General features: G+C 52.1%; 16 protein-coding genes. 3 read left to right on the top strand and 13 right to left on the bottom strand.

Features of this window, described 5'->3' with window-relative positions; translation table 11 throughout:
- Positions 1–26: 26 nt before the first annotated feature.
- The gene (mppA, locus tag HV229_RS11750; protein WP_016153209.1) at positions 27–1,640 is read right to left on the bottom strand and encodes a murein tripeptide ABC transporter substrate-binding protein MppA; all 1,614 of its coding nucleotides are present in this window, start codon (positions 1,638–1,640) and stop codon (positions 27–29) included.
- A 184-nt stretch (positions 1,641–1,824) separates the two neighbouring features.
- On the opposite strand from mppA, the gene mpaA reads away from it, so the two are divergent.
- Positions 1,825–2,553 (top strand): murein tripeptide amidase MpaA, encoded by a 729-nt coding sequence (mpaA, locus tag HV229_RS11745; RefSeq protein WP_016153210.1) that lies wholly within the window; start codon positions 1,825–1,827, stop codon positions 2,551–2,553.
- Here mpaA and ycjG read toward each other — a convergent pair.
- The gene (gene ycjG / locus HV229_RS11740) at positions 2,528–3,493 is read right to left on the bottom strand and encodes an L-Ala-D/L-Glu epimerase (RefSeq protein ID WP_016153211.1); all 966 of its coding nucleotides are present in this window, start codon (positions 3,491–3,493) and stop codon (positions 2,528–2,530) included. The genes mpaA and ycjG overlap by 26 nt on opposite strands.
- A gap of 115 nt (positions 3,494–3,608) precedes the next feature.
- On the opposite strand from ycjG, the gene tpx reads away from it, so the two are divergent.
- The gene (tpx, locus tag HV229_RS11735) at positions 3,609–4,115 is read left to right on the top strand and encodes a thiol peroxidase (protein WP_016153212.1); all 507 of its coding nucleotides are present in this window, start codon (positions 3,609–3,611) and stop codon (positions 4,113–4,115) included.
- Between the two features lie 53 nt (positions 4,116–4,168).
- On the opposite strand, the gene tyrR is transcribed toward tpx, so the two are convergent.
- The 4 genes from tyrR to pspE all read right to left on the bottom strand — a co-directional run bounded on the left by tyrR (position 4,169) and on the right by pspE (position 8,776).
- The gene (tyrR, locus tag HV229_RS11730; protein ID WP_016153213.1) at positions 4,169–5,713 is read right to left on the bottom strand and encodes a transcriptional regulator TyrR; all 1,545 of its coding nucleotides are present in this window, start codon (positions 5,711–5,713) and stop codon (positions 4,169–4,171) included.
- 147 nt (positions 5,714–5,860) lie between these two features.
- On the bottom strand, positions 5,861–6,922 hold the full coding sequence (locus HV229_RS11725; RefSeq protein WP_181547602.1) for a YcjF family protein: 1,062 nt from the start codon (positions 6,920–6,922) through the stop codon (positions 5,861–5,863).
- Positions 6,919–8,316 (bottom strand): YcjX family protein, encoded by a 1,398-nt coding sequence (locus tag HV229_RS11720; RefSeq protein WP_181547600.1) that lies wholly within the window; start codon positions 8,314–8,316, stop codon positions 6,919–6,921. Before HV229_RS11720 ends, HV229_RS11725 begins: the two co-directional genes overlap by 4 nt.
- A gap of 142 nt (positions 8,317–8,458) precedes the next feature.
- A complete protein-coding gene (gene pspE, locus HV229_RS11715) occupies positions 8,459–8,776 on the bottom strand; it encodes a thiosulfate sulfurtransferase PspE (protein ID WP_016153216.1) in 318 nt (105 codons plus the stop codon).
- Positions 8,777–9,004: 228 nt separating this feature from the next.
- Here pspE and HV229_RS11710 point away from each other — a divergent pair, with 228 nt between their 5' ends.
- On the top strand, positions 9,005–10,015 hold the full coding sequence (locus HV229_RS11710) for a LacI family DNA-binding transcriptional regulator (RefSeq protein WP_049269488.1): 1,011 nt from the start codon (positions 9,005–9,007) through the stop codon (positions 10,013–10,015).
- A 29-nt stretch (positions 10,016–10,044) separates the two neighbouring features.
- Here HV229_RS11710 and HV229_RS11705 read toward each other — a convergent pair whose 3' ends face one another.
- The 7 genes from HV229_RS11705 to HV229_RS11675 form a co-directional block, all read right to left on the bottom strand.
- The gene (locus HV229_RS11705) at positions 10,045–10,950 is read right to left on the bottom strand and encodes an OmpG family monomeric porin (RefSeq protein ID WP_131405017.1); all 906 of its coding nucleotides are present in this window, start codon (positions 10,948–10,950) and stop codon (positions 10,045–10,047) included.
- 67 nt (positions 10,951–11,017) lie between these two features.
- The gene (locus HV229_RS11700) at positions 11,018–12,100 is read right to left on the bottom strand and encodes an ABC transporter ATP-binding protein (RefSeq protein ID WP_016153219.1); all 1,083 of its coding nucleotides are present in this window, start codon (positions 12,098–12,100) and stop codon (positions 11,018–11,020) included.
- A 10-nt stretch (positions 12,101–12,110) separates the two neighbouring features.
- Positions 12,111–12,779, bottom strand: a complete 669-nt coding sequence (gene pgmB, locus HV229_RS11695) for a beta-phosphoglucomutase (RefSeq protein WP_181547598.1) — start codon at positions 12,777–12,779, stop codon at positions 12,111–12,113.
- Complete coding sequence (locus tag HV229_RS11690; protein ID WP_181547597.1) at positions 12,776–15,052, bottom strand: glycoside hydrolase family 65 protein; 2,277 nt, start codon at positions 15,050–15,052, stop codon at positions 12,776–12,778. Before HV229_RS11690 ends, pgmB begins: the two co-directional genes overlap by 4 nt.
- Positions 15,049–16,104, bottom strand: coding sequence for a Gfo/Idh/MocA family oxidoreductase (locus HV229_RS11685; RefSeq protein WP_016156633.1), 1,056 nt, complete (start codon positions 16,102–16,104; stop codon positions 15,049–15,051). Before HV229_RS11685 ends, HV229_RS11690 begins: the two co-directional genes overlap by 4 nt.
- A 10-nt stretch (positions 16,105–16,114) precedes the next feature.
- Positions 16,115–16,903, bottom strand: coding sequence for a sugar phosphate isomerase/epimerase (locus HV229_RS11680; protein ID WP_181547595.1), 789 nt, complete (start codon positions 16,901–16,903; stop codon positions 16,115–16,117).
- Positions 16,904–16,919: 16 nt separating this feature from the next.
- Entirely contained in the window at positions 16,920–17,972 is a 1,053-nt protein-coding gene (locus tag HV229_RS11675) for a zinc-binding alcohol dehydrogenase (RefSeq protein ID WP_016153224.1), read from the bottom strand.
- Positions 17,973–17,983 lie beyond the last annotated feature (11 nt).

Genomic DNA, 17,983 nt, shown 5'->3' with positions numbered 1-17,983 from the left:
GCAACGTCCCGAACATGCCAGCGATATCAGTGCTTCACAATATACATTGTGCGGCTATAAGCCACATCTTCAGGGTTAGTAATCGGATACCCTTTCAGCCACGGTTTAATTAAACGCCCGTTGGTGTACTGATAAATCGGCGCAATGGGAGCCTGTTCCATCAGAATGTTCTCCGCGGCGTTATAATCAGCATTGCGCGCTTTCTGCGTATTCTCCAGAGTTGCCTGGGTCAACACTTTATCGTACGCCGGATTATTAAAGCGGGAGATATTGCCCGTATGGGTTGATGTTAATAGCGACAGGAACGTAGATGGCTCATTGTAATCGCCCACCCACGAGGCGCGGATCACATCAAAATTACCGGTATTGCGGCTATCGATATAGGTTTTCCACTCCTGGTTTTGCAGTTTCACGTCAACGCCGAGATTTTTCTTCCACATAGACGCAACAGCAATAGCGATCTTCTGATGATTTTCAGAGGTGTTATACAGCAACGTCAGTTTAAGTGGTTTCTGTGGACCATAGCCCGCCGCACGCAGCAGCGTTTTCGCCTGCGCGTTCAGCTCTTCCTGACTCATTTGCTCAAACGGTGAAGGTTCCGGCACAAACCCTGCCGTTACATCCGGCGTAAAATGCCATGCGGGCTTTTCGCCGGTTCCCAGAACCTTCTCCGCCATCAGGCGGCGATCGATAGTCATGCTGAGCGCCAGGCGCACGCGTGAGTCGGCAGTCGGTCCCTTCTGGGTATTAAAGGCATAGTAGTAAGTGCCAAGCTGCGGCGGGGTGTAAACCTGGCCCGGGATGTCCTTCAACAGTTTCTGATACATGTTTTTCGGGAACGACTCGGTAATATCGATATCACCAGCAAGATAGCGCTTGGTCGCTGCCGATTCCTGGTTAATAGGCAGGAAGGTGACTTTTTGCAGCACCGTTTTGGCGTTGTCCCAATAATGTGTGTTCGGCACAACATCCAGTTTTTCGTTCACCACACGATCTTTGAGCACATAGGCGCCGTTACCAATTAGATTACCCGGTTTGGTCCAATCTTTACCGCTCTCAACATTAGCTTTTTGTACCGGATAGAAAGCAAAACTCGCCGTCAGATTGGCAAACCAGGGCAGCGGTTTATCCAGTTGGACCTTCAATGTACGCGCATCGATCGCGCTAACGCCGAGCTTATCTGGCGAGGCTTTTCCATCGATTATCGCCTGTGCGTTGTTAATACCCGCCAGCGCAGCAAACCAGGCAAACGGCGACAGCGTTTTCGGGTCAACCAGACGCTGCCAGCTATAGACAAAATCCTGCGCCGTTACCGGCGTACCATCTGCCCATTGCGCATTGTCGCGCAGCGTAAACGTCCAGATACGGTTATCGTTGCTTTTCCACTGAGTGGCAACACCGGGCACAATCTCGCCCTTCTCATTCTGGTTGACCAGCCCTTCAAATAAATCACGAATAACCTGAATTTCAGGAAGCCCGACGGCCTTTGCCGGATCCAATGACGCCGGTTCGTCTTTGATATGACGCACCAGTTCTTGTTTTTCTGCCAGTACCGTTCCGCTGGGAACATCAGCAGCCCAGGATAATGAAATGCTGCTTACCAATAGCGCACAACAGGTTACTGAAACAGAATGCTGCATAAAATACCCTCAATTCCGGCTACTAAGTGAATGTGTAATTATTTGTATCGCCAGCAGGAAATGCAATTAACTTTCGACAAGGAAATGATATTACATCTGAAAAGATAAGTGTGTGAAAACGATTTGATTATCCATACATTTTGCACAACACTGCGAGTAACAATCCACGCATTCAGAGATGACTATGACCGTTACCCGACCCCGTGCCGAGCGCGGCGCATTCCCACCTGGAACCGAACATTACGGACGTTCATTATTAGGCGCGCCGCTAATCTGGTTTCCCGCAATGGCGGCCGATCGTGAAAGCGGTCTGATACTGGCAGGAACGCACGGCGACGAAAACGCATCGGTTGTCACCCTTTCCTGCGCATTGCGTACGCTTAATCCTTCCTTACGTCGTCACCATGTGGTGCTGGCGGTTAACCCTGACGGTTGCCAGCTCGGGCTGCGCGCAAATGCGAACGGAGTGGATCTAAACCGTAACTTTCCCGCTGCCAACTGGAAAGCGGGTGAAACGGTGTATCGCTGGAACAGCAGCGCAGAAGAACGCGATGTGGTGTTGTTGACCGGCGAAAATCCGGGCTCAGAACCAGAAACCCAGGCGCTGTGCCAGCTTATTCACCGAATTCATCCTGCGTGGGTGGTCTCTTTTCACGATCCGCTGGCCTGTATTGAAGATCCCAGACGCAGCGAATTAGGCGCGTGGCTGGCGCAGTCGTTTGAATTACCCCTCGTCACCAGCGTAGGTTATGAAACGCCCGGCTCATTTGGAAGCTGGTGCGCAGACCTGAACTTACACTGTATAACCGCCGAATTTCCGCCCATCTCTTCAGATGAAGCGAGCGAGAAATACCTGCTGGCCATGTCCAATCTCCTGCGCTGGCACCCTAGAGATGAAGTTGTCCGGTCGTAAAATGCAGGGCCGGCTCCGCGTCGCTGGCAAGCCAGGTCGGGCCATCAAGATCGGCAAAGTTAACCTGCGGCGTAAGCGGTAACGCCGCCCCAATCGCCCGGGAAGTACATAACATGCAGCCCAGCATTAGCGCAAATCCCTGCTCGCGGGCTTCGGTTGCCAGCGCCAGCGCCTCCGTCAGGCCGCCTGTTTTATCCAGTTTGATATTGACCATTTCATAGCGCCCGTGCAGCGCTTTCAGGCTGCTGCGGGTGTGGCAGCTTTCATCTGCGCAGATCGGCAGCGGATGCACAAAATTTTCCAATGCGGCATCGTCTTGCGCTGGCAGCGGCTGCTCCAGCATCGCCACCCCTAAATCAGCCAGAAGCTGGCAGCGCGCCGCCAGACCTTCTGCCCGCCAGGATTCATTGGCGTCGACAATAATCGTGGCATCAGGGACTGCTGCACGAATAGCAACCATCCGCTCGCTAATCAAGCGCGCATCCAGCTTAACTTTTAGCAGTTTCGCGCCATTTTCCCACAGTGCAGCCGCACTCACCGCCATTTGTTCAGGCGTGCCAATTACCACGGTTTGCGCCGTCGTCACCACTTCCGCCAGTTCACTTCCCACCAACTCTGCCAGTGACAGTTGCTGTTGACGCGCACTCAGATCCCATAACGCGCAGTCCACAGCATTACGCGCGGCTCCCGCTGGCAGCAGCTTTTGCAGCTCTTCACGCGTCAGTCCATTTTCCAGTTGTGGGGCAATGCTCATAATTTGCGCCAGCACTGAGGCATCGCTTTCACCATAGCGCGGGTACGGTGTGCACTCGCCGATACCCGTGACGCCGTTTTCTGCCACTTCAACCACCACCACATGCGCTTCGGTTCTGCTCCCACGGGCAATAACAAAGGGAGTGTGCAGCGGCCAGGCTTCCTCATACACCTTAACTGTTCTCATTTGCTTTCCTTAATGCAGTCCCTGAAGCGGATATCCGCAAATAGCGTTTGCCGTGTTAACTGCTGATGGCATAAACTAGCCTCGACGTTAACTATATGTAAACAGGAAGATAACCATGTCACAAACCGTTCATTTCCAGGGCAACCCGGTTACAGTTGCCGGCTCAATTCCTCAGGCTGGAAGCAAAGCTCAGGCTTTTACCCTTGTGGCTAAAGACCTGTCTGACGTTACGCTGGGCCAGTTCGCAGGCAAGCGCAAAGTGCTGAATATTTTCCCAAGCATCGATACCGGCGTTTGTGCGGCATCGGTACGTAAGTTTAACCAACTGGCGACAGAAATCGACAATACCGTCGTACTGTGCATTTCGGCCGACCTGCCATTCGCCCATTCACGTTTTTGCGGCGCGGAAGGTCTGAGCAACGTTATCACGCTGTCCACCCTGCGCAACGCAGAATTTCTGAAAAACTACGGCGTAGAAATCGCTGAAGGCCCACTGAAAGGTCTGGCCGCACGTGCCGTGGTCGTTATTGATGAAAATGACAACGTCGTTTTCAGCCAACTGGTCAATGAAATCACCAACGAGCCAGACTACACTGCTGCGCTGGACGTACTGAAAGCTTAAGCCACGTCTGCATACAAAAATGCCTCCGCAGGGAGGCATTTTCATTTACCGCGTTACTCTTCGCTTTTTTTCTGCTGGCTCAGGCCGTATTCACGCAATTTGTTGGCAATCGCGGTGTGCGAAACGCCGAGGCGCTTGGCCAGTTTGCGTGTGCTGGGATAATTCATATAAAGCTGCGTCAGCACAGAGCGTTCAAAGCGGCTGGTAATTTCATCCAGCGATCCTTCCATCACCTCTTCTCCGACCGCAACCGTTGCCGCATCGTAATCCGGCAGTAAAATATCCTGCGGCCGCAGCTCATAGCCTTCAAGCTGGGTCAGCGCCCGGTAGATGGCATTTTTAAGCTGACGCACGTTGCCTGGCCAACCGTAGCGGGTTAACACCGTGCTGAGATCGGCAGACAACTTCGGACGCGGCACGCCCTGCTCGTCGGCGAAGCGCGCCACAAACAGTTCGGTAAGCGGCATAATATCCTGCGGGCAATCGCGTAGCGGCGGCAGATTTAGCGTCAGTACATTCAGTCGATAATAGAGATCTTCACGGAAAAGCCCTTTCTGCACCATTTCCACAAGGTTCTTTTGCGTCGCGCAAATCACGCGGACATCAACATGAACTTCGTGATCTTCTCCCACGCGGCGGAACGTGCCGTCATTGAGAAAACGCAGCAATTTGGTCTGCATACGCGGCGACATTTCACCAATTTCATCTAACAGAACCGAGCCGCCATTCGCCTGCTCAAAGAAGCCTTTTTTGCCTTCCGGGGCATGGCCAAACAGCTCACTTTCGACCGCATCTTCAGGAATTGACGCGCAGTTCAGCGCCAGATACGGCTTCGACGCACGCGGGCTTGCCAGGTGGCAGGCATGGGCAAAGAGATCTTTGCCGGTGCCGGTATTACCGGTAATCAGCAGCGGCGCACTCAGTGTCGCCAGCTTACGCGCCTGTTCCACTACGTGTTTCATTTTGGCGCTGACGGCAATAATCTGGCTAAACGCGCTCAGATCCTGCGTAGTCATATTTTGCAGCTGACGCCCCATCCGGATGGTGGAGCGCAGCATGACAACAGCACCGGTCAGCATCTGCTCCTGATTTTCACCCTGCAAATGGACAGGCGTAATCTCCATCAGGAAGTTCTGTCCGTTAATTACGACATGCTCGCTATGAGAATCCTGCGGATTGCTTTCGAGCCAGCGCTGGAAGTTAAACCCATTGATTAACTGGGCGGCGGTATGATTGCGCATCCGATCCTGAGTGTGCGCGAAAAGCTGACAGCTCGCAGGGTTCGCCATCTCGATTTTGCTTTTCATATCCAGAGAAAGGACCGGTTCTGGTAACGCCTCAAGCAGCGCACTCAGCGCAAGATGTTCTCGTTCGGAAGGCATCCAGGGCACGGTACGCACATCCGTAACCCCTGAAATACGGCGGATTTCAGCCATCAGACTACTGAAGTTGGTGAACTCCAGTTCCGCAAAATTGAGGTAAATCCGCCCGATGGGGTCAATCTCGATACCGCGTAAATCAATGCTTCTCAGCACCAGTAAATCGAGCAATTCGCGGGTCAGACCAAGTCGGTCTTCACAAAAGACTTCCAAACGCATAGGAACCTTCACCTGGACAAGGGATTATGTATTAAATGATAAGACAGTATTGGGTTTGCAGGAAGAACTCTGTCAACAAATATTGACAGCTCGCTGGAAAATCAGGCGCCGGGACGTAAAGTTAAACGACTGGCGCCCAATTTTTAGCTAACTTTCGCGCGGAGATTTGTTCTTTTGTAAGGTTTCTTTCACCTGACCAATCAGTTGACGGCGAAAATCGCCCAGTCGTGGCTTATCGTCATCGATCCACGGCAGTGGTCGGCAAAGTTCCATGGCTTTAATACCCAGACGCGCCGTTAATAATCCCGCGCCAATACCCTGCGCGGCACGCGTCGATAAGCGAGCGGCTAAATCCTGCGACATCCAGTCCATTCCCACTTCCCGCACCAGCTCACTGGCCCCGGCAAAAGCGATATTTAGCAGCACCAGGCGGAACAAACGCAGGCGGCTGTAATAACCGAGTTCAATGCCATACAGCGATGCGATGCGATTAATCAGCCGCAGGTTTCGCCAGGCAATAAACGCCATATCCACCAATGCCAGCGGACTGACGGCAATCATCAACGTGGACTCCGCCGCTGAACGGCTAATCTCACGTCGGGCCTGCGCGTCCAGCACCGGCTGCACAAGATGGGCATACAGGCTGACGACTTCGCGATCGTTCTGCGTTTCATGAATTGAGGCATACCAGCGTTGTAGCGCCGGATGGGACTGATCGATACCCGCCTGCTGCGCCAGCTTTTCACAAAATGCACGACCTTTTCCGGTTCCATGGCTGTGGAGCAGATCTCGCGCTTCATCGCGCTCGTGCGCACGCTGGCGCAAACGCCATAGCCGACGCCACTCGGTCGCAACCGATCCGATACCTGCGCCGATAATCAATGCGCCAGCGGCACATCCTCCCAGCGCGACCCAGTCCTGAGTCTGCCAGGCGTTCATAGTCCATTGTATGCCCTGAGCGACAACGCTCGCGCCAAACAGCGCCAACCCGCCCATTACCATTTTGCGCCACAAACTGCGTTTGGGGCGTAGGGCCGCATCAATGACGGCCTCAGCCTGACCTTCGTCTTGCAGAGGTTCATCCACTGTCGCCGGAGAAAAAGTCTGCGCCTCTGTTTCATTGAACATCTGCTGCGCTTTAAACGCCGCGTTTTGTTCCACGTCCAGCGGACCTGAGAAATCGATACGCGGTTTTAACGGCTCGCTCATCGCAATTTATCTCCTATTAAAAACTCCATCGCGGCATCAAGACGAATATGCGGTAAGGGTTTATCAACATCCATAACCTGCGGGCGAAACGCCTCAAACTGAAAGCCCTGGCTGTCCCAGAATGCTTGTCCAGGTAAACGCGCGGGCACTTCCCCCGGATAAACGGTTAGCGGTTCACCATCGCTCAGACGATGACCACGCAGCGCCGGGATCTTTTCGCCTTTCACATCGATCAGGCCGCTGGTGGTTGCCTGTACTGATGCCAGTCCCAGACAATCCATGCTGATACCTTCGAACGCAGCGTTTTGCCAGGCGTCCTGGATCAACTGCTGCAATAACGACACCATATTGGCGTGCTGATCGACCGTGACGTGGTCGGCTTTGGTGGCGGCAAACAGCAGTTTGTCGATAACCGGAGAAAACAGCCGACGAAACAGCGTACGCTGTCCGTAATGGAAGCTTTGCATCAGTTGGGTGAGCGCCAGACGCATGTCGTTAAACGCCTGTGGCCCGCTGTTGAGCGGTTGCAGACAATCGACCAGCACAATCTGACGGTCAAAGCGCAGGAAGTGATTCTTATAAAATCCCTTCACGACTTTTTCACAGTAATAATTAAACCTGTCGCGTAGCATGCCCGCATTGGTGTGTTTGTCTGCCTGCGTCAGCTTCGATTCCCCCCAGGCATCAACGTCCGGCCACGGGAAGAACTGCAGCGCAGGCGCGCCCGCCATATCTCCGGGCAGAACAAAACGGCCCGGCTGAATAAAATGCAGTCCCTGCTGCTTGCACTGGTGCAGATACTCCGTCCAGGCGGCAGCGATTTCCGCCAGACGGTTTTCATCAGCAGGCGCCAGCGGATCCAACCCATGGCATAACTGCCGCCATCTTGCCGACCATTCGCCCCGCTGTCCCTGTAATAATCCGGTCATTTGCCGCGACCAGCTGAGATAATCCTGGGCCAGCATCGGTAAATCGAGCAGCCACTCCCCCGGATAATCGACGATTTCCAGGTACAGCGTGGAGGTGTCTTTAAAGTGGCGCAGTAAAGAATCATTGGATTTGTAGCGCAGCGCGAGGCGTATTTCACTCACACCGCGCGTAGGTGTCGGCCAGGTCGGCGGAGAGCCATACAGCTGCGCCAGTCCCTCATCATAGGTAAAGCGCGGAATACCAAAATCGCGTTGTGGAACCCGTTTAACGCCGAGCAGACGCTCTTCGCGCACGCAACTGAGCAACGGCAGACGCGCACCGGCATGAATATTGAGTAACTGGTTTACCATCGCGGTGATAAACGCCGTCTTACCGCTACGGCTAAGTCCGGTGACAGCCAGGCGCAAATGCCGGTCTACGCCGCGATTAACCAGCGAATTGAGTTCATTTTTAAGTCGCTTCATCGCCATCCCGTTTTGCTGAAGGAACCGAATAAATTATAACAAACAGGAAGTAAAGATAGGGGTCAATTCTTACTTATCAACTACCTGAGCTGTAACAGGCGGCATTATTCTTACCGCCTGGAGCAGAAGGAATGCGGGCGGTTTATTGATTCTCTACTTTAGGAAGCGCTATCTGATTGATGCCACCTTCGTTAGTCACCTGCGTGTAGCCCATTTCCGTCAACATATCCTTCGCCTGCCCCGATTGACGCCCGGAGTTGCAGTACAGCTTCACAGTGTCGGTCTTATCAGGAACTTCAGCAGCAATACGCGCCTTCATCTCTTTTAATGGAATGTTGACCGCTCCCTGAATATGCTGCTGTTGATACTGTTCAGGAACGCGAACATCAATCCAGTGCTCGGCTGCAAAAACCGGCATGCCGATGACCAGTGCCAACGCTAATACGCCTTTTTTCAACATAATATCTTCCTGACTGATAGTTGGATTTAACCAACACACTATACGCCAGTTCTTAAGAAAATATTGCGACCGCATTATCACCCTCTGCACCCGTGGACGAGACTTCCTCTGGTTGCGCATACTGCGGTTAGTTTTTGGATTTTTCTGCCCGCATTCCGATATTGTTGTCATTCGCCAATTAACTCCATAATATGTTCGCCATTGACTCTCGGACGGAGCTTGGGATCTATGTCTCCTACCATTTATGATATTGCACGAGCCGCTGGCGTATCAAAATCCACGGTATCGCGCGTGCTTAATAAGCAAACCAATATCTCGCCGGAAGCGCTTGAAAAAGTGCTGCGTGCTATTGATGAGTTACAGTACCAGCCCAATAAACTTGCTCGCGCACTCACCTCTTCCGGGTTTGATGCAATAATGGTGATATCTACCCGTTCAGCAAAAACAACTGCCGGTAATCCGTTTTTCTCTGAAGTGCTGCATGCTATTACTGCCAAGGCTGAAGAGGTCGGTTTTGATGTCATATTACAGACGTCGCGAAGCACTGAAGATGATTTACAAAAATGTGAGAGCAAAATTAAGCAGAAATTGATCAAAGGTATCATTATGCTGAGCTCTCCCGCCGATGAATCTTTTTTTGCAAGGCTGGATAAATACAACGTACCGGTCGTGGTTATTGGAAAGGTTGAAGGCGATTACGCCAATGTCTATTCTGTAGACACAGATAATTATCGCGACAGCATTACACTAACTGATGCGCTGATTGAGAGTGGACACCGTAATATAGCCTGTTTGCACGCGCCGCTTGATGTTCATGTTTCTATCGATCGCGTTAACGGATATAAAGCCAGCCTTCAGGCGCATAATATTAAAATGCGCGATGAATGGATTGTTGACGGGGGCTATACCCATGAAACAGCCCTGCTCGCTTCACGAAAATTACTGAGTCAGCAGCCGTTACCCGACGCCGTATTTGCCACCGACAGCTTGAAATTAATGAGCTTATATCGCGTGGCGGCTGAGAAAAATATAACCATCCCACAACAACTTGCCGTTGTGGGCTACAGTAATGAGCTGTTGTCTTTTATGCTCACGCCCGTTCCTGGGGGAATTGATGTTCCTACCCAGCAGTTGGGTGAACAAAGCTGTAATTTATTATTTAACCTGATTGCGGGCGAGAAAGGATTACAAAATATCACGGTGAGCACGCAAATATCGCTGGTCGACTCACTGGTGTAAAAACTGGGGCATAAATGCCCCAGTATATTTTAGAATGCGTAGTTCACGCCTATACCAGCATAATGGAATCTGTCGCTTTCGCCTTCGTCGTGATCTTCCCACTCATAGGCATACTCCAGTGACATTGATAAACCATTCTGGAAATCATATGCATACAGTAAACCGAGACGATTGAAATTATGGCCTTCACGTTCCGGATCATCTCGCCAGTCCCAGTTTGACCAGCGATCAAGCCCCAGACGGGTATACGGCGTCAGGGTGGTATTGCCTAAAGACAACGGTAAATATGCACGAATTTCCTGGGTTGAGAACTGACCATTATTGCGCGAATCAGCCAGATTAAAGCCGCGCTCAAGGTAATAGTTGACCGTTAAGCCCACCGTTTCGTTAAACCTGTAATTCAGACCGGTCTCGCTTTCGACACGACTATCGGAGTAGCCAGTAGTATTCAAATCATTAACGAATTGATACATCGACAGCCAACCGCTAAAGCGCAGGTCGTCGGTCAGTTTAACATCCCAGTCCGGCTGAACTTTCCAGCGCTGCATATTAGCGGTGTCGTTCCCTGGTTCATTGACATAGTGATAACCGTAATTACGGAAGCCACCGGTCAAACCGAAATTAACATCCTCACTTTCCAGAAATTGATAGTGGATTTCCAGTTCCGGACGATCAAACCAGGTACCACGCTTACCTTCGCTGTAATCAACCGGTCCTTCCTGATAATAGGCCAGCGATATTTTCCACGGCCCATTAGAGGCATTGAAATAGACGGACGGCTCAGCCAGTCCATCCATATCTTCGCCCTGACCTTCAACGTTTTCTATTTCGTACATAGCACCAATATTAAAGTGCCAGTCATTATTTTCAGCAGCCTGCGCGCAGGCCATTCCTGCGCTCATAATCAGCGCAGTAGCGGACAGTAGGGTTTTCATTATTATTCCTTGTTAAAATACTCGCAAAAATGCCCCAAGGCTTGGGGGGATTTATCCCCCCGGAATTTTATTGAATAGCCACTTCAGTTTCAGCATCAAAGAAATGGCATTTCGCCATATCAAAATGAATAGTGATATTTTCTCCTGCATGATAATCATTCACTGCCCCAGCACGGACCACCAACTCATGCCCCCCAACAATGGTATAAAGCATAAATTCAGCGCCGGTTAATTCTGCAACGCTAATTTTTGCCGATATACTATTTTCATTATTAAGCTGCGGGTGTATATCTTCAGGACGAATTCCCAGAGTGACCGCCTGATGTTCATAACCCTGCGCTTTTAATTGTGCTAATTTATTTTGTGGAATCGTTAATTTCAGTGTTTCAGTAACAAACTTATCACCATCAATCGCGCCACGAATAAAGTTCATGGCCGGTGAGCCAATAAATCCGGCGACAAACATATTAGCCGGGTGGTTATAAACCGTTTTCGGCGCACCAACCTGCTGAACAATGCCATCCTTCATAATCACAATACGCGTCGCCATAGTCATGGCTTCGGTTTGATCGTGGGTAACATAGATCATGGTGGTATTGAGTTTCTGATGCAGTTTGCTAATTTCAGCCCGCATCTGAACGCGAAGTTTGGCATCGAGATTCGATAAGGGTTCATCCATCAGGAAGACCCCCGCTTCACGTACAATCGCACGCCCCAGCGCCACACGCTGACGCTGACCACCGGATAACGCGCCGGGTTTACGCTGCAGATAATCGCGCAGACCAAGGATCTGCGCCGCCCAGTTGACGCGCTCCTCAATCACAGCAGGCGCAATTTTCTGCATTTTCAGGCCAAACGCCATGTTGTCATAGACGGTCATGTGTGGGTACAACGCGTAGTTCTGAAAAACCATCGCAATGTTGCGTGATTTCGCCGGCACATCGTTCATCCGTTTACCGTCAATCAGCAAATCGCCGCCGCTGATCTCCTCCAGACCGGCGATCATGCGTAACGTAGTTGACTTCCCGCAGCCGGAAGGTCCAACAAAAACAATAAACTCTTTATCTTCAATTTCCAGATTGAAGTCTTTAACGACGTGTACCTGGTTGTCGTAAATTTTTTGAATGTGTTGCAACGAAAGCTGTGCCATGTTGAATCCTTTACTTGTCGTGTTGCCAGAAAGCCGATAAGCACGGCCACGTCAGAAATTCGGTTGCCGGAAGCAGCAAGTCTGCCCCATTCAGCCCTTTACCGATGCCGACAGAAAGCATGCCGCAGGCGTTGATTGCATCAATTCCCGCTTGTGCATCTTCTATGCCAATACATTGTTGCGGGTCAACGCCAAGACCCGCGCAGGCTGCCAGGAAAATTTCCGGATCCGGTTTCGAGCGGGTGAGCAATGCCGCATCCGCACAAAAATCAAAGCAAGAGCTAAGATTAAGCGCCTGTAAAATAGCCGGGGCATTGCGCGACACAGAGGCCAACCCCACCGGAATCCGTTCTTCCCGCAACGTCATCAACAGCTCACGTATTCCCGGTAATACCGAGTTAACCGTCAGCTGGCGCAAAGAATGGACATACAGTCTGTTTTTTCTCTCTGCCAATTGTGCGCAGGCCTCGGGAGAAAACACCCCCGCCTTCCCACCATGGTGCAAAATACGCTGTAGTGATTCGCCGCGACTAATCCCTTTCAGGCTGTCATTAAATACTTCGTCGATCACAATCCCTATTTCATCGGCTACCTGCCGCCAGGCCAGAAAATGCAGATGCGCGGTATCGGTAATCACGCCATCCAAATCAAAAATGATGGCCTGTGGTTTGAGTGTCATTCATCGCCCCTTTCTGTGGTAGCGGTCCCATAAATGAGCGAAATAATGGCGTCATTGCGGATTACGGTTTCCCCCTGCACGGAGACCTTTTCACCATTGACCCAAAGGACAATCTGCTCAGTGCTGTTAATACGGATTTCAGCCGCATTAATGATTACCTGCATATCGATGCCCTGCCAGCGCAGCGGGAAACACAGCGTTTGCCAATGAGTCGGTAAGGCAGGAGCAAGGTGTAACTCCCCGTGGCGAATATTCACGCCAGCAAATCCCTGGATTGCGCCCAGCCAGATGGCGCCCGTTGCCGCAGCATGAATGCCGTCATCGCAGCTATGTGGGTCCTCCCCGAGATCGATAAGCGATCCTTCACGCCAGAACCGATAGCCCTGTGCCGGATCACCGCAACGCGCTGCCACAATCCCGTGGATCGCTTTACTCAACGAGGAGTCATGAATTGTGCGCGGCTCGTAAAAGCGCAGGTTTGCCAGACAGGTTTGCGGGCAAAATTGCTCCGGTAACATGTAGGTCAGCATCACCACATCGGCCTGTTTGAGAATTTGCATCTCATTGACTTCTGCACGGGAGTAATCGAGCAAAATCGTCTGCTTGCCCGCTTTGGCTTTGTACTGTGACAGATCGATAGCCGGTTTGCTCAGGAAGGTATCGTCCTGAGGTAGCACGCCATCGGGCTGAACTTCTGGTCGCCAGAGATGCTGTAAAAAATACTCTGCGCGGTGAATAAACGTCTCATCACCGCAGCCCAACCGACGGGCAAAACCCAGCGCCTGTTCCACGTTGTACCAGGCCATGTAGTTGGTGAACGCGTTGTTGTTCACATGCTCAGTGTATTCATCCGGGCCAATCACATCGTGGATCTCTAAACGATCATTAACCATGACCGCCCTGCTGATCCAGAACTTCGCCGTTTCCAGCAGCAACGTCATTCCCTCACGGGACATGAAGTTTAGATCCCCTGAGGCATGCCAGTAATTGATTACCGCCCAGGCAATGTCCGCCACGAGGTGATGTTCAGCCTGCGCGGAGGCCACTTTCTGACGCAGTCCGGTACGGATGTTGATCGCCGCAAATTCAGGCGTTTCCTCATCACCGCTGCGAGCGCTTTCCCAAGGGAAAAGCGCTCCCTGCCAACCGTTACGGCGGGCTTTCTCACGCGCCCCCGACAGATTATGCCAGCGGTAACGCAACAAACTTCTCGCGGTTTTCGGCTCGGTAAAGAGATGAAACGGTAACAGAAAGACCTCGGTATCCCAGAATATGTGGCCTTTATACCCTTCCCCCGTCAGACCTTTGGCCGCAATACTGCTGCGCTCATCGTGGTCAGGAGTCATCACACGCAGATGATAGAGCGCATAGTCCAGCGCTCGCTGATCGCTGGCATCAGTGCTGGTGACCTGAACGCGACGATTTTGCCACCAGGCATGCCAGTTAGCAGCCGACTCAGCAAGCAGAACGTCATAGCCTTGCTGCGCGCATACTTCCAGGTTGCGCAGCGACTGGCGTCCCCAGGTCTCAAGCGACAGGCTGCGTTCGCTCGCCCAGTCTACCCAGCTAATTTTTGTCAGTGTGACGCGCTGTCCGGCTTTCGCCTGCACGCTGTTGTGTTGTAACAGCCGACGTTCTTTCGCCGTGAAGCAGCGCTGCGCTGCACCGTCTACATCGCAATACGTGGTGATAGCGATATCATTGCGGTTGTCCTGGGTGGTGTAAATCCCTTGCATAAGATGCTGGCCAAAGACCCGGACCTGCGTTTCATCCAAATGCTGACGACCATGATTGGTCATCGTGGCGTCAATTCCGGTCGAGATACCAATGCTGGCATCGCCATCCAGTGGCGTGACGACAACTTCCATAGCAAACAGCGGCAGTTTTTGTGCCGAGACAAATCGCCGGCTCTCAATGGCAAAACGCGCCCCGCCAGACGCACGCCAGGTAAGCGCACGGCGTAATTCCCCACTGGCAAAATCCAGTTCACGTTGCCAGCTTTCGATAACGCCGCTGGTGAGCGAGAAAATCTCACCATTGAGTGAAATCTCCACCCCCACCACATCAGGCAGATTAACCAGTTCATTAATCTCGCCTTTCCCTGCCCGGTGATACAGTCCAGCAAGGTACATGCCGCGAGTTTGTAAGGTGTAGGCTTCCTCGTGGCTGGCGCGAATCCCCATATAACCGTTACCGGTCGTCATGAGTGACGCATATTTATTCAGGTTGTGTGGGCAAAAAGCCGGTTCAGTTAGCATTACTGGCCTCGTCATAAGTCTACGTAGGTCCCTGTTTCAGCCGATTGATACAGTGCGGCAACCAGTTGTTGAATAACGACGCCTTGCTCTGCGTCGGCAATAGTGACAGGCTCGCCCTGGACATGATTCACAAAAGCTTCCATGCTGCGATAATGACGATTGTCATCGGCCATTTCGCGCTGAAGCAGTACGTCAAGCGTCCCCTCACGATCGGTATAAACCTGGGCCGGGAATAACGTCGCCCCTGCCAGATCGCCGCAGAAATTAACGTTCATAATCGATTGTTCCGGGATATTCAGCGCGAAAGAGGTTTCCAGTCGCAGGATACCGCCGTTATGAAATTCAATCGTCCCGAACAGAGAATCCTCCACGGTATACGTCTCGGGATCCCATTTCCCAAACTGGCCGCTGTTTTTACGCGTGCCAATGCGTTGATAGCTGTGTGCGTTAACGCGCTTTACTGCCGGAAACCCCAGCACATACATGGCGGCATCAAGCATATGGATGCCGAGATCAATCAGCGGCCCGCCGCCCTGCAATTCTTTGTTGGTAAATACCCCCCAGCCGGGCACGCCGCAGCGGCGCAAAGCGCGGACATTGGTGACATAGATTTCACCCAGCACGCCGGCCATCACCTGCTCACGAAGCAGCTGCGTATCCAGTGCGAAACGATGATGAAAATCATAAGCCAGAACTTTCCCCATTCGACGCGCCGTGTTACACATTTCCAGCGCCTCGGCTGGCGTCATCGCCGGAGGTTTCTCACACATCACATGGCATCCGGCGTTCAGCGCCAACATGGTGTGTTCATAATGAAAACGATTGGGTGAACAGATGCTGACGATATCTGGCTTAGCCTCGCGTAGCATCGTCTGAGGATCGTCCCAAACCTGCGGATTGCCGTATTTCTCTGCCAACGCCTGCGCCTGTGACAGGCGGCTGTCACAGACAGCCACCAGTTCCAGATCGTTGCGGGTGCAGTAGTACGAAGCATGAACTTTATCCGCCACCTGCCCGGCGCCGATAATGGCGATGCGTAGCGGAGAGCTTGTCAGTGCACTTTTCACAGAAATCCTCTTAGCAGGTACGCAGCCAGGCCAGTGACTGACGGTACGCTTCCGGCAGGTTCTCTGCCCGTACACGCCCTTCGTACACGACGTAACCCTGATAATTATCTTCACGCAACTGATCAAACAGCGCAGTGAAATCCAGCGTACCGCTCCCCGGCTGATAACGATGGTTATCCGCAATATGGACGTGTCCCAGCAGATCGCGATTGCCATGCAGCGCCTGAGCCATATCGTCTTCTTCGATATTCATATGGTAAAAATCACCAATGATTTGCACATGCTTCAGGTTGTTTTCCACGATATAGCGACGGGCATCCGCCAGGGTGTTGATCATATGATCCTGATAGCGATTAAGCGGCTCCAGATACACCACCGTCCCCGTACGCTCGGCAACTTTATCGAGATAAATCAATGAATCACTTACTGCTTTACGATCACCCGCCAGGCTGCGCGGAGAGGTCATCGGCGGTAAGCGGAAGGTAAACATGCCCCATGCAGCGGGTACAATAATGCCCTGCCCACCGACTTCGGCCAGCGCTTCGAGAATGCGGGTAATCTGCTGTAAGCCATTCAAACGACGCTCTTCGATAAAATCACCGATCCAACCGTCATATCCTCCACAGGCGGTGGTGACGGGCAGGCCTGTTTCTTTGATTGCTGCTTTCACTTCTGCCAGGTTGTTAACCAGCAGCTTGCCGTCAATTTCAAAACCGTCAAACCCCATCTCTTTGATGTAACGGAATTTCTCGAGAATATTTTCCGGAAAAAAAGCCTGGTTCTGTGTTCCAATTTTCATCTTCTGCATTCCTTAATTAAAACGTCACGCCCATTTTGATGCTCTTTTCCGGATGGCGATCGACATACTGCATATAGCTTTCCGGGCTGCTGGCAAATGTCACTACCGGGTCAATAAGTTCTTCACAGTTCAGGTAACCGTTCATCAACAGTTCCCAACAGGTCTCCTCAATACGCTTGCGGCTCCAGCGCGGATAATCCGGATTTGGCTCACTGCAGGCACGGGAGAAGACAATTTTGGCGTTGTTGAAGTGCGCTTCACGCCCCAGGTTGAAGCCTTCAGCAAAAGGTTTCGCGAAAGCGACATAGGAGATGGTTCCACCATAGGCCAGACCGCGTAACGCCGATTGCAACGCATCCGCATAGCCGCTGGTTTCGATAATCACATCCGCGCCCTGCTTGCCGGTCAGCTTCTTAATTTCCATGCCGACATCGGTGCCAATAGGATTCAGACAGAAATCCGCGCCATGACGACGCGCGATATCGCAACGATGGGCAATCGGATCCACGCCAATGACCACCGAGGCTCCCGCTTTCTTAGCCAGTTGGACGGCAATCTGGCCAATCGCCCCTAAGCCGACGATGACAACAAAGTCGCCGACACGCACATTGGCGTCGCGCACGCCACTCATGGCGAACTGTGCCGGGTCATAGCACACGGCATTTTTCCACGAACTACCTTCCGGCATTTTGCGCAGTTTGTAGTTGTTTACCGCATTAAAGAAAACCGTTTCTGCCAGTGGGCCGTAGCCGCAAACTGAATCGCCAACGGCGTATTCGGTCACATCGCTGCCACACTCAATAACATCGCCCACCACCATGTTGCCAAGCTGGAACTTGCCGAATTCAATCCCGCGCGGCGCCCCTTCCGGACGCGGCATGAACATTTGCCATTCGCCGTTGAAATCTTCGTCAATAAACGGACTGGCAGCGCGAAAATCGACCACTTCCGTGCCATGTTTTGGCGCACCAAAGCGAACGCGAACTTTCACTTCATTGGCGGATACCGCTCTGTCTTCATATTCCACCAACGCCGCAACACGCGGTTCTGTGGCAACTAACTTCTTCATTTACAACTCCT

This window comes from Citrobacter sp. RHBSTW-00524, from assembly GCF_013747755.1.
Lineage (GTDB): Bacteria > Pseudomonadota > Gammaproteobacteria > Enterobacterales > Enterobacteriaceae > Citrobacter > Citrobacter braakii.
Note: the sequence above shows the minus strand (reverse complement) of the source record. Positions and strands in the feature narration are given on the sequence as shown.